Below are 11,576 nucleotides of genomic sequence, written 5' to 3'. Positions count from 1 at the left end.
CTGCAGAAACGTCGCGATAAGGCTGCAGCAAAGCGCTTCTTCAAACGCGTGCTGGCCGCCTGTCCCGAGGCGCCACGAAGGATTGTCACCGATCAGTTGCGCAGTTATCCGGCCGCGAAGGCCGGAATTCCAGAATTGGCAAACGTCAAACACGTCTTCGTCAAGGCCAGTGCACGGGTGAACAACCGTGCCGAAAATAGCCATCAACCTACGCGTGAACGCGAGCGCCGAATGCGTGGCTTCCGCGATTCTGATCGCACGCAAGCATTTCTGTCGCGCTTCGGACCGATTCGCCAGCGCTTCGCGCTCAAGCGACAGTTACTGCGCGCATCACTCTATCGCAAACAGCTCGCCACACGCTTTGCCGCATGGCATCGCTTCACTGGCCTCACCCAAAATCCATCCGGTTTCTGAGCGAGCGGTGCCTTCTATCAGCTATTGCGTCATCAACACGACAACGTGACAGTGCCCTTCGCCCGCAAGCGGCTCGCCCGTCGGTGCGGACAAGGGCGCTTTTCTCGCCTTCAACCGGTGAAACGCCAGCGACTGGTCCGAATGCTCGATCATCGCGCCCAGCCGCAATTCGCTCTGAGGATGAATAAAATCCAGCGGCGAGCTGTGCGGCATGCCGAACAGCAGTTCGGTGATCGCCGTCTTGATGGTGGACTTGCCGGCTTCGTTGGGTCCGACAAGAAAATGAAAGTCGTGCGACGAGCGGGGAAACGCCACCGTTTCGTCCGAGAACTTGCCGTAACGGATCAGTTCGAGGTTGCCAATACGCATATGTCAGTTCGCCTTCGCCACCTGTTCGACCAGACCGACGCGCACTTCACGCACCAGTCGCGTCAGATCGCCGTTGCGCACGTCGGAGAGCGCGGGCACCATCTCCTGCAGTTCGTGGGGCGAATGCGTCGCCAGCCCGATCAGCCGCTCTTTCAGCATCGCGAGAAACTCCGGATCGGACTCGGCTTCGACGAGCAGGTTGTGCAGATCCGCGATGGCGTCCGCGCGATCCAGCACGGCATCGCTATTGCCCGGCGGGCTGGTCTCGATGCGTACTTTCTCGAGCCGCAGACGGTCGTGGCTGAGACCCGCGATCTGCGCGAGCACTTCGGCGCGCAACTGCGGCTCGAGTCCAAACAGCTCGCCATGCGCTGCGGTCGTTCCCGTGACGGTCACGCGGACGGCGTGTGGCACGGTCATCGACGCCGATCCTGCGAGCGTTTCCAGATGCGTGCCTACCGCGCGCGCGACATCGTTGAGCGTCGTGCAGGCCGACGCATCGACCTCCACCGCTTCCCAACGCAACACATCGACGAAAAGACGCTCCACTTCGACGTCACCCAAGTCGTCAATCGTCACGATCACGGCGCCGCGCCGTCTCGCGGATACTGCGGCCTTGCAGATTGCCCGGAAACACGACTGTCGATCCATCCCGCCACATCGCAAACTCGTGAACGTGCCCGAGCGCCCATTACTGATAGCCCTTGCCATGCAGTTCCGCCAGCGAACACGGCGCATAGCTCGCATGGGCCGCATTGCCTTCGAGCGCCGTGTGCAGCACGCCGATATTGAAGTAGCCGGACTCAGGCGCCGGGTAACCCGTGACGAGGTTGGCGGTGGTCGCCCTTTCCTTGAAGCTGTGGCCGTGCAACGCGACTTTCAGCGCGTCGATCTTGAACGTCTCCGCCTTGCGCGTCGATAACGTGCGGACGTTGTCGGGCAGTTGCAACTGCTTCGTCATTTCGCTTTCGGCGTCGTGATTGCCGAACAGGACGAACACGGGAATCTCCGCGCGCCGCAGCCGGCCCATCTCCCTGCAGAAATAGATGCACGTGTTATGGTCCCGCCAGCTGCCGTCGTACAGATCGCCCGCGATCACCATGAAATCGACCGATTCGTCGATGGCGGTCGTCACCAGCGACGAGAAAACCTCGCGCGTCGAATTGCGCAGCATCGCCGCGGGCGCGTCCGCATAGGCACTCAGGCCGTGAAGCGGGCTGTCGAGATGAATATCCGCCGCATGGATAAACCGCATGCTCACTCCCGGATTGAACGAATGGCTATCGACGCGCGCCGCAAGGGCCCGCCGATGCCGGACGTCGATTCTAAGCGAAACGCCAGGCGCATCGACGATAGCGATGTATCGGCACAAATCGGGCAGCCACCCCTCCCTGTCGACATCGCTTGTGATGCGCGCGCACGGTCCAGATCGACGCGAGGCAGTCGCCATGATCAACGGCGCGCTAACGCGCGCATAGGACGCAATCGAAATTCAGGGGGTACCCGGCCACGGAGAGAGGCGACGGCGGCCGTCATCAAAGTGACGATGTGAAGGTGACCGTTTCGTCGCTGACGCGCAGGTCAAAGTGGACTACGTCTTCGACGGCACCTCGATCCCGGCACCATTTTTCTCCGACCCTCGAGGCACCACCGGCATGTCGAGATGACAGCGTCTGAGCGGATGGCCCTCCCTGGCTTCGACAGCGCCGGCGGCGCCTGGTCTCGCCGCTGGCACGACGGGCTCCGCCGCGCCTCAAGCCTGAACACCAATAATCGCCTTAAACAGTGGCGCAGTAGCCCGCACGCGCACCCGGCACTCCGGGCAGCGACGCTGGCAGCGGCTCATCGGGTTCGGCGCTCGGCTTTTGATGGCTGGCAAGGACTCGGTGGGGTCTGGTTAGCTGCCTGAGTGGCTTGAAGCGGTCCTTGAAGTCTGTACGCTTCTCGAAGCTCGAACAGCTCGCTGTCGATCTACGCCGTGCGACGTCGCGGGTTCGTTCTGGCGTTTGCCTTGTCATTCAGATCAGGAGTCCACAGGAAGTGAACCACTGCCTGCGCCCTGCCTGCGTTCGAAGAATCGGCGCTACGCCAGCTTCACCACGAAGTCGAACCGCGCCACCTTGCGGTCGCCGCGGTCTTCGACCGTCATTAGCAACCTTCGATCGAACAGGAGATCGCGCCCATTGCGCGGTTCGTCGGGAAAATAGAGTTGTGTGGTCAGGATCGGCCAGTGCGGCGCCTGCACCTTCACATGGAAGTGGCGCGTGCGCCCCGGATAAAGGCCCGGGACGATGGTCTCGAGGCGGTAGCGTCCGCCGCTGTCCGTGAACTGATGGCCGCGCATCCGGAAGCCTTCCATGTCGTATCTGCCGTCGCCATCCGCGTGCCAGAAATCAAGCAGCGCGTTCGCCACCGGGATGCATCGCGTGGACAATACGCGGCCGCCCAGGACAATCCTCGAACCGTGAATCCCCGGTTCGAGCAGCGACCTACGCTGAGGCGAACCCGGCACAAAGAACGGCCCCTCCGTTTGCTGCTGCGTCTGTTCCGTATCGTCCGCGCACGCGAGCGTGGGTGATAGCTCGCCGGCCCGTACCTGCCCGCCATCCCACGCCCCCAGCAGGACTGAAGACGCCATTGCGCCGGACTGGCACAGAAAGGCACGGCGCCTCTTTCCCGATCGTACGATCCGCATCATGCGTCTCCCCGTATCCACTTGCCACTTCCGCCGTACACGTGAGTCGTCTGCGCTCACGAACACGTTCGAAGGTCGTTGTAGGGAAAGAAAATTATAATGCCGCCACCCATTCACTTTCGGATCGGCGACATGATGTGTCCCTCTCATGCCGCGCGAGCGCATCGGGCGTCCTGATTTTGTTTGCATCGTTGACCCTTCTCTGCTCGCGCTGATCCCCTATTCAACCATGCATACCCAGTTCCGCTTTTTCTCTGCGGCTTTCGTGCTTGCGCTTGCGAGCGCACTGTCTGCATGCTCGACGCCGAAACCGCTTTACCAGCAAGAACAGTTCGACTCGGCCGATAGCCCCTATATGCACAGGTTCGACGCGAAGGCCGAGTCCACCTGCGAAGCCGCCCGCCGCGCGTTGCTCAGCCAGGGATATATCGCCGGTTCAGCGAAGTCCGATTCGGTCGACGGCTCGAAAAATTTTCAGCCCAACAACGATTCGCATGCGGTGATCGAAATCCATGTTGTCTGTACAGCTGACGACCCGAAAAGCAACCACAGTACCGCGTACGTCAACGCGGTGCAGGATCGCTACGCGCTGAAGAAGAGCAACACGTCGGCGAGCGTCGGACTGAGCGTGTTTGGATCTTTGTCGCTGCCGATCGGCTCGAGCGATGACTCGATGGTGAAGGTCGCGAGTGAGACGATTCCTGCCGGAGTCTTCTATCAGCGTTACTTTGCGCTAGTCGAGCACTACCTGAAGGCCGACGCTGTCCGGCCGGCCAATGCTGCTACGGATGCGGCTGCGGCGCCGCACGAGCCGCACGAGCCGCACGAGCCACAGATCCTGCCATCGATGAACGACGCCGTGCCGTCGATCGGTGCAGCCCTGACAGGTAGCGATCCGGAGAAGGCGACGAGCGACAGGTAAGCGTCGCCGTATCGGCGCTCATATCGTGTTTCGTCCGCTCACTTGGCAGCCAGCGAGGAAAACGAGATTAGCCTGGTGTGCAACGTTGCAGCGATCGGACGCTACTGTGGATGACAACGCGGCGCACAGCAATTGGCGACAGCGATACCGAAGATTTGAAACGTGAGCGAATATCAATATTACGAATTTGCCGCAGTCGACCGTCCGCTTACCGGGCAACAGCAGGCCGAGTTGCGAAGCCGCTCCACGCGCGCGACGATCACCGCTTCCAGCTTCCTCAATGAATACCACTGGGGCGACCTCAAGGGCGATCCGCTTGACTGGGTGGACCGTTACTTCGACGCCCACGTCTATTCCGCTAACTGGGGCAGCTGCCGGCTTCTTTTGCGCTTGCCACGGGCAATATTCGACGCACGGTCGCTGCGCGGTTACACGGGGCGCAGCGCACGCGCGACACGGTCGCAGTTTGCGAAGGCGTTCGATGCCATTGACACCGACGAACATTGCCTGCTCGACTGGTGGTTCAACGACGACTCTGGTGAGCACCTTCGTTTCACGGAGGAAGCTGACGGCGCGGGGTGGATGGCGCGGCTGCTGCCCATCCGCGATGAACTGCTCAGGGGCGATACACGTCCGCTTTATCTCGGCTGGCTAGCCCGGCTTGGCAACGGCGAATTGCGCGATGACGATCGGGAGCCAACGTTGCCGGACGGACTCAAGACGCTGACGCCCGCGCAGGGCGCCCTTGCTGAATTCCTGATGCTCGATCCGGACTGGCTCGCCGCCGCGGCAGAAACGAGCGCACCACTGGCTGCCGGGTCAAACGATAATGACCGGCTCGATCCCTGGCTGCTCGAGCTGACAGAAGATGAAATGCGGGCCGCGCTGCGCATGCTGCTCCAGGGACGAAGCCAGGATGCCGAGCGAACCCTTCGGCGCAGGTTCGTCGCATGGCAGCAGGCACAGGTGCCCAATTGCGCCACACGTGCCGAACCCCGGTGTGTGAGCGAAATTGCGGCCCGGGCCAGTTTTCACCGTGACGTTCGCAAACAACGGGAATGCAAAGCGCGCGAGGTTGCTGAAACGCGACGCAAGGCCGAGCGCGCGGCCTACCTCAAGTCGCTTCTTGAAGACGCGGACAGGGCCTGGTCCGCCATCGACTCAAAGCTCCAGCGTGGATCAGGATCCTCCTATGATCAGGCTTTCCGGGCGCTGCTGGAACTTGCCGAAGCATATGCAGGCGCCAAAAAGGCGAGACGACATTTCGACGCCGGCTGGGACGCCTGATGACGCAGCACGGGAAACGCGGTGCCTGGGTTGCGCGGTTGTCGAAGGCCGGTTATATCCGGGAGCCAAAGCGATAAGCAACGCGAGCCCCCGAGTACCCTTGGCGCAGAACGATGAGGCAAGGGAAACCCGCATCGAAAGCGCATCCTGACATCGATTGTCAGTTGGGCGCGTCCTGTCAGATATATACAGATCCGCAGTACGAGTAATCTTTGTCAAAGCCATTTTGAAATGTCTGTCGCTGGTCCGTCAGCGGGTGTCATGTCAAGCGGCGGTACGTCCTCTACCCTCTGCCGGGCAGGCCATGCCGGCTGATCGGCCAAAGCAGCCACTGGTGTGACCGCCGCCAACGGCTGCTATGGTGAGCTTTGCTGACTTCAGGGCTGCGACTAGATCGAATGGCAGTTTTCTTCACGCTGCGAGGACAGCAAGCGACCCGTTACCGACGCCGACTCCCCGTCAGGCATTCGATCATGTGTCGAAACACGGGCGCTGCCAGCATTCGTCTACCGCCTTCATCGAATCGCGGCAACAACAAAGCAGAGCGGTACACCTCACTCGCCCCGGCAACGCCTTTGCCGCACCGGACGCGCCCTTAAAGAGAGACTCATCGAGACTGTCCTTCGAGCGATCGCGATACGCGCATTGACAACGCTCGTGCATCAATGTTTCCAAAAATCGCACTTCTACTCTTTGTGCCGTAGCCAACGAAGCGAACTGCACCTGCTCAGGCATGCGCGGCCGTGAAGGGACGTGAGCAGATCGCGCGCGAGCAAGTACGGTCATTGTTGAGTGTGTTCAATCGACCCGCGGTTCTCCCTGCCGAAGCGACGGACCGCCTGGGGCGGTTGCCCAACGGTCCGCAGGAACGCTCGCCTCATTCGCTCCCGATCAGAGAAGCCGACTTCGTTCGCGATCACGTCCAAAGACAAACGCCCTTTTTCCAGCAACAACCTCGCCGCTTCCACGCGCAAATGTTCGACGGCTTTAGCAGGCGATTGCCCCGTTTCAGCACTGAAAGCGCGACTGAACTGACGTGGGCTCAGACCCGCGACGTCGGCCAGTTCCTCGACAGTCAGTGCATTGCGCAGATTGGCGTTCGCATAGTCGATCGCCTTCTGGATACGGTCGGACTTGGGTTCGAGATCAAGCAACGTGGAGAACTGCGATTGCCCGCCGGTGCGGCGATGATAAACGACAAGCTTGCGCGCTACGGCGCGTGAAACCTCCTGGCCATGATCCCTCTCGATCATGGCGAGCGCCATGTCGATCGTGGCCGTCATGCCTGCCGACGTCCAGACCGGTCCATCGACAATGAAAATCTGATCCTCTTCGACCGCTATGGTGGGAAAGCGGCGCTGCAGATCGTTGGCAAAGCGCCAATGTGTCGTCGCCCGACGACCGTCCAGAACCCCTGCTTCGGCGAGGATAAAAGCGCCCGTGCATGGCGCCGCGATGCGCCTCGACGTTCTCAGAGCGCGCCTGACGAACGCAGTCAATGCGCCAGAAACGATGTCGATCTCGACGCCAGAGCCAAACATCACAGTGTCGAATTCGGCGTCGCCGAAGCGCTGCGTTTCTACACGGACGCCTGCCGAAGACATGACGAGTCCCCCCTCTTCAGACAGGACTGTCACTTCGTATGCCGGTTCTCCGAGCACGACGTTCGCCAGTTCAAAGGCGGTCACTGCCGCGAAACCCAACAGATAGAAGTTCGGAAACACCACGAAGCCGATCGTGTGCATAGCTCGCCCAAGTCATGTCATGAATTGCATGTATATATGGCATTTGAGACACGGTCAACAACGATTATTCTCTACCCATGCCGTTCCGGCGCGAAAAGCCGTCCAGGCTGATGCGGCCTTCGCGCGCCAATCAATTCGCGACGCGCGTCTTCTAACGGAACTTCAAACCGCTTATCGCAAGAACGTTGTATGGATCGTCGACTATTGATACTGGCCGTGGGCATGTTCGCAATGGGTACCGACAATTTCGTTGTCGCCGGTATTCTTCCTGGCGTCGCCGCATCACTGAGTACATCCGTCAGCCTCGCTGGACTGATGGTCACCCTCTACGCGTTGACCTACGCGGTGGCTGCCCCGGTGATGGCCGCGCTGGCGGGCGGTTGGCCGCGCAAGCTTTTGCTGGTTTTCGCGCTCGGCATTTTCGTCGCCGGCAACATGCTCAGCGCGCTCGCCACGGACCTGCACTGGGTGTTATTCAGCCGGGCGCTGTCTGGATTCGGCGCAGCGCTGTTCTCCCCTACCGCATTGGGCGTTGCCTCTGCGCTTGCACCGCCTGAAAAACGTGGCCGTGCGTTAGCGTCAGTGACGGCCGGATTGACGGGTGCGACCGCACTCGGTTCGCCGATCGGCACGTTCATAGGCGGATTCGGAGGCTGGAGAACGACACTCTGGTTCGTCACGTTGCTCGGGATTGTGGCAATGATCGGCGTCTGGGCGATGCTACCGTCCGGTCCCCGTCCTGCATCCATCACATTGCGAGAACGGCTTGCACCGGTGCGTGATATGCGCATAGCCCTAACCTTGCTCACTTCGTTGTTCGCCTTCGGCGGGTTTCTCATGGTCTACACGTATGCGGGCGTGGTGCTACAGCGTGTCACGCACGGCGACGAACGCGTACTTGCCGCCATGTTTTTGCTTTGGGGCGTCGCGGCGACGGCCGGGAACCTCCTGTCAGGCCGGCTTGTGGACCGATTCGAAACTCGCAACATCATCAATGCAATGCTGTGGGTTGCCATCATTAATTTCTGTGCGTTGCCGTGGACATCTGCAGATGCATTCAGTTCTGCGGTTGCGCTGGCGATCTGGGGCGTATGCGGATGGGGGCTCATCGTCCCCCAGCAGCATCGGCTGGTACAACTCACGCCAGGCGTAGCACCACTGCTGCTCGCGCTCAACAATACCGCGACATACATCGGGCTTGCCTGCTCCGGCGTGCTTGGCGGTGCCGTGCTCCCCTCGATCGGCGGACAGTACCTCAGTCTCGTCGCGGCCGCGCTGATTGCGATTGCTTTCCTGCTCGCCGAAGCCGCGCATCATCGGATGAGCCGGTCATACATACGGCAACGCGCGACGTCCAATCGCGAGACGGAGTGCGCCTGATCGGCCACGAACACCTCGCAAATCATCGTCACCTGAACGGCTCCTATTGTCATGAACACACGACCTTTCATTGTTGCGGCATGCGCCGCGATAGCCTTCCTTGCCGCTTTGCCGGCTACCGCACAAGGTACTGGGGAAACAGTCACGCCGAACTTCAATCGAGTGATACCCAACATCCCCGGCAAGTCGCTCGTCGCGGTCGTCGTCGACTATGCGCCGGGTGGCGCTTCTCCGTCGCACGTTCACGCCAGGTCGGCGTTTATCTACGGTTACGTCGTCTCGGGCGCGATCGAATCGCAAGTGAACGATGGGCCTGTACGCGTCTATCGCGAAGGCGAGAGTTTCTATGAGCCGCCCGGCGCACGTCATCGAATCAGCCGCAATAACAGCAAGACGCGCCCGGCCAGATTACTTGCCGTATTCATCGTCGATACCGACGACCAAATCCTGACTACACCCATCAAACACGGAGAGTGACATGAAACGTCTTGACTACAGCCAGGTTGCACCCGCAGGCATGAAAGCCCTTGGAGGCGTGTATGGATACGTCATGCAGAGCGACCTTCCGCCGATACTTGTCGATCTCGTCTACCTGCGGGTCTCCCAAATCAATAACTGTGCGTACTGCCTGGATATGCACACCCGCGATCTGCTCAAAAGAGGACAAAACGTGGAGAAGCTCGCGCTGGTGCAAGCATGGGCCGAAGCCGGCATGCTCTTCGATGAACGCGAGCGTGCAGCCCTCGCGTGGGCGGAAACTGTGACGCGCGTGGCCGACACGGGCGTTCCCGATGACGCATACGAAGCTGCGCGAAAGATATTCGACGAACGCGAAATCGTGGATCTCACGATCGCGATAGGCTTAATGAACGCGTATAACCGAATGGCAATCAGCTTCCGGAACCCACCGCTGGCTGCGCTGGATGCGGGAAAATTGTGAATCCTGGGCCGGTTTTACGACCTGAGAGTAGCGTAGGATCCTCGATATAAATCGGCCAATCGGTTCGATCCCGAATCGAAATTTTGGTGTAACGATTCCGAACCGAAATACACGATCAACTTATCTGGTCTGCGCTTCTCATCTCAGGTGTTCTGCTTTAAAGCAGAAGAGATGTTCGAAGGGTACGCCAGCCCTCCATAGATGGACTAACCAGATGAAGGAAGATAGAACTGTGCCAACGACCGGAATTTCTAGCGTCACGATCCCTGACAGTAAATTGGCGCGCGAGGTCACGCAGCTAATTCGCGACACCGAAAGTGAATTGCTGTTTAGCCACTCCACTCGCGTGTACCTTTGGGGCGCTCTGCTCGGGAAACGAAAGGGCCTGATCTTCGATCCGGAGTTGCTTTACGTCGCAGCTATGTTCCACGATATCGGCCTGACATCGATCTATCGTGAGAGCCACCTTCGCTTCGAGGTGGATAGCGCGAACGCCGCGCGCGATTTTCTGCGAAGCCATTACATCTCCGAGGGAGACATAGATAAGGTTTGGACTGCAGTTGCTCTCCATACGACTCCAGGTATCCCAGAACACATGCACGGAGAAATCGCCTTGGTGCACGCCGGAGCGGGAATGGACGTGGCTGGACGTGGCTTTGAGCACTTCACAGACGAACAACGCGACGCGGTGATTGCTGCCTTTCCCCGCGGCACCGATTTTGCCAACAAGATGATCGATGCTTTCTATCACGGCATGAAGCATCGACCCGGCAGTACGTTCGGCACCTTCAACGATGATTTCCTCGCCCACAAGGATCCGGCCTTCGAGCGAGTGAACCTGTGCAGCATCATCTTGAACTCAAATTGGGCGCATTGAACTTCCCGCTCAACGCCCCAATTTTGAGAGCTTTGGTGTCTTCCATCAATCGCAACGGGCATCCTGGATGTCGTATGAAATGCGTCCAGACGGCAAGAAGAGGAATGCGATCAACGCGCCACCCTTGGCCTCCGGGTAATGGTGGCTACCTGGCGCCGGAGCAGTCCAGCCAGCATGCCTCCACCCGAGTCTGGCATTTACCCACTTCTTAAGCGTTGCCAGGTTATTCGTTTTGCCGAAAGATCCGGTATATCTCAGTGATCTCATGCAGCGAGAGGAAGCCGCGCCATATGACGGTCGGTCCAGGGGGGCGATCATGCTTGCGATTAAGATAACCGCCGGGGCTGGCAATCCACAGCACGACCTGAGCCAGCGATGGGATCTTGGTGGGCAGTTTGGTCGTGCCATGGACTCGACAGTACAGCGCGCGCCATTCGACCGGTTGCAGTAGCACTTCACATGGCAGATCGCCGTCCGGGCGGGCGAGCAGGATCGCATAGAGAATGCGCCAGCTGATCACCGCAAACAGCGGTTTTGTCGCGGTGACCTGCCCCCGGTTTTAGTCCGGACCGCTGTTAGAGTCCGAGGTTAAAAGCTGCTTCGCTTCATGTGCCTGTGTGAACTGCCTGGGCGTCAGATATCCGAGTGGGCTGTGAGGCCGTTCGGTGTTGTACTCGTTTCTCCATTCTTCAATCAGGCGTCTGGCATGACGCATCGAGACGAACCAGTGCTCATTCAGGCATTCGTCACGGAAGCGTCCGTTGAAGCTCTCGATGTACGCGTTCTCGACGGGCTTGCCTGGCCGGATGAACGACAGCGTGACGCCGGCTTCGTAAGCCCATGCATCCAGCACCTTACCCGCGAATTCCGGGCCGTTGTCTACCGTGATGGATGCAGGCAATCCACGCATCTCGCCTAACCGTTGCAACACGTGCTTTACGCGCAGA

At 59.8% G+C, this 11,576-nt stretch carries 11 protein-coding genes and 3 pseudogenes; 7 read left to right on the top strand and 7 right to left on the bottom strand.

Annotated features, from left to right (window positions below):
* On the top strand, positions 1–414 hold a 414-nt coding region (locus GCT13_RS45375; protein ID WP_152768181.1), incomplete at its 5' end, for a DDE-type integrase/transposase/recombinase.
* Positions 415–435: 21 nt separating this feature from the next.
* Here GCT13_RS45375 and GCT13_RS45370 read toward each other — a convergent pair.
* The 3 genes and pseudogenes from GCT13_RS45370 to GCT13_RS45360 all read right to left on the bottom strand — a co-directional run bounded on the left by GCT13_RS45370 (position 436) and on the right by GCT13_RS45360 (position 3,481).
* Positions 436–783, bottom strand: coding sequence for an AAA family ATPase (locus GCT13_RS45370; protein ID WP_227747366.1), 348 nt, complete (start codon positions 781–783; stop codon positions 436–438).
* Positions 784–786: 3 nt separating this feature from the next.
* Positions 787–2,038 (bottom strand): annotated as a pseudogene (locus tag GCT13_RS45365) (metallophosphoesterase family protein).
* Positions 2,039–2,866: 828 nt separating this feature from the next.
* Positions 2,867–3,481, bottom strand: a complete 615-nt coding sequence (locus tag GCT13_RS45360) for a dioxygenase family protein (RefSeq protein ID WP_152768180.1) — start codon at positions 3,479–3,481, stop codon at positions 2,867–2,869.
* Positions 3,482–3,707: 226 nt separating this feature from the next.
* Between GCT13_RS45360 and GCT13_RS45355 the strand changes: the two are divergent.
* Both GCT13_RS45355 and GCT13_RS45350 read left to right on the top strand, forming a co-directional pair.
* Positions 3,708–4,358: pseudogene (locus GCT13_RS45355) on the top strand (DUF2242 domain-containing protein); the annotation flags it as partial.
* Positions 4,359–4,562: 204 nt separating this feature from the next.
* Positions 4,563–5,687 carry a hypothetical protein gene (locus tag GCT13_RS45350; RefSeq protein WP_227747365.1) on the top strand — a complete coding sequence of 375 codons (1,125 nt, stop codon included), beginning with the start codon at positions 4,563–4,565 and terminating at the stop codon, positions 5,685–5,687.
* 782 nt (positions 5,688–6,469) lie between these two features.
* On the opposite strand, the gene GCT13_RS45345 is transcribed toward GCT13_RS45350, so the two are convergent.
* Complete coding sequence (locus tag GCT13_RS45345) at positions 6,470–7,432, bottom strand: GlxA family transcriptional regulator (protein WP_152768179.1); 963 nt, start codon at positions 7,430–7,432, stop codon at positions 6,470–6,472.
* A gap of 189 nt (positions 7,433–7,621) precedes the next feature.
* Here GCT13_RS45345 and GCT13_RS45340 point away from each other — a divergent pair, with 189 nt between their 5' ends.
* The 4 genes from GCT13_RS45340 (at position 7,622) to GCT13_RS45325 (ending at position 10,629) form a co-directional block, all read left to right on the top strand.
* Positions 7,622–8,812: an MFS transporter gene (locus GCT13_RS45340; protein WP_152768178.1), complete on the top strand. Its 1,191-nt coding sequence runs from the start codon at positions 7,622–7,624 to the stop codon at positions 8,810–8,812.
* A gap of 51 nt (positions 8,813–8,863) precedes the next feature.
* Positions 8,864–9,289, top strand: a complete 426-nt coding sequence (locus GCT13_RS45335; RefSeq protein WP_152768177.1) for a cupin domain-containing protein — start codon at positions 8,864–8,866, stop codon at positions 9,287–9,289.
* Position 9,290: 1 nt separating this feature from the next.
* Positions 9,291–9,752 (top strand): carboxymuconolactone decarboxylase family protein, encoded by a 462-nt coding sequence (locus tag GCT13_RS45330; protein ID WP_152768176.1) that lies wholly within the window; start codon positions 9,291–9,293, stop codon positions 9,750–9,752.
* 214 nt (positions 9,753–9,966) lie between these two features.
* Positions 9,967–10,629, top strand: a complete 663-nt coding sequence (locus tag GCT13_RS45325) for an HD domain-containing protein (RefSeq protein WP_152768175.1) — start codon at positions 9,967–9,969, stop codon at positions 10,627–10,629.
* Between the two features lie 45 nt (positions 10,630–10,674).
* On the opposite strand, the pseudogene GCT13_RS45320 reads toward GCT13_RS45325, so the two are convergent.
* The 3 genes and pseudogenes from GCT13_RS45320 to GCT13_RS45310 all read right to left on the bottom strand — a co-directional run.
* Positions 10,675–10,815, bottom strand: a pseudogene (locus GCT13_RS45320) (4-hydroxylaminobenzoate lyase); the annotation flags it as partial.
* 37 nt (positions 10,816–10,852) lie between these two features.
* A complete protein-coding gene (locus GCT13_RS45315; RefSeq protein WP_321575044.1) occupies positions 10,853–11,149 on the bottom strand; it encodes an IS4 family transposase in 297 nt (98 codons plus the stop codon).
* Positions 11,150–11,188: 39 nt separating this feature from the next.
* Positions 11,189–11,576 (bottom strand): integrase core domain-containing protein (locus GCT13_RS45310; protein ID WP_227747364.1); only part of this gene is annotated, 388 nt, incomplete at its 5' end.

It is taken from the genome of Paraburkholderia franconis, assembly GCF_009362735.1.
Lineage (GTDB): Bacteria > Pseudomonadota > Gammaproteobacteria > Burkholderiales > Burkholderiaceae > Paraburkholderia > Paraburkholderia franconis.
This window is presented reverse-complemented; position numbering and strand designations above follow the sequence as displayed.

What these genes read in the sequence shown, in the direction of transcription:
- GCT13_RS45370 (WP_227747366.1), bottom strand. Translation starts at nt 783, where the DNA reads ATGCGTATTGGCAACCTCGAACTGATCCGTTACGGCAAGTTCTCGGAC.
- GCT13_RS45360 (WP_152768180.1), bottom strand. Translation starts at nt 3,481, where the DNA reads ATGATGCGGATCGTACGATCGGGAAAGAGGCGCCGTGCCTTTCTGTGC.
- GCT13_RS45345 (WP_152768179.1), bottom strand. Translation starts at nt 7,432, where the DNA reads ATGCACACGATCGGCTTCGTGGTGTTTCCGAACTTCTATCTGTTGGGT.
- GCT13_RS45340 (WP_152768178.1), top strand. Translation starts at nt 7,622, where the DNA reads ATGGATCGTCGACTATTGATACTGGCCGTGGGCATGTTCGCAATGGGT.
- GCT13_RS45335 (WP_152768177.1), top strand. Translation starts at nt 8,864, where the DNA reads ATGAACACACGACCTTTCATTGTTGCGGCATGCGCCGCGATAGCCTTC.
- GCT13_RS45330 (WP_152768176.1), top strand. Translation starts at nt 9,291, where the DNA reads ATGAAACGTCTTGACTACAGCCAGGTTGCACCCGCAGGCATGAAAGCC.
- GCT13_RS45325 (WP_152768175.1), top strand. Translation starts at nt 9,967, where the DNA reads ATGAAGGAAGATAGAACTGTGCCAACGACCGGAATTTCTAGCGTCACG.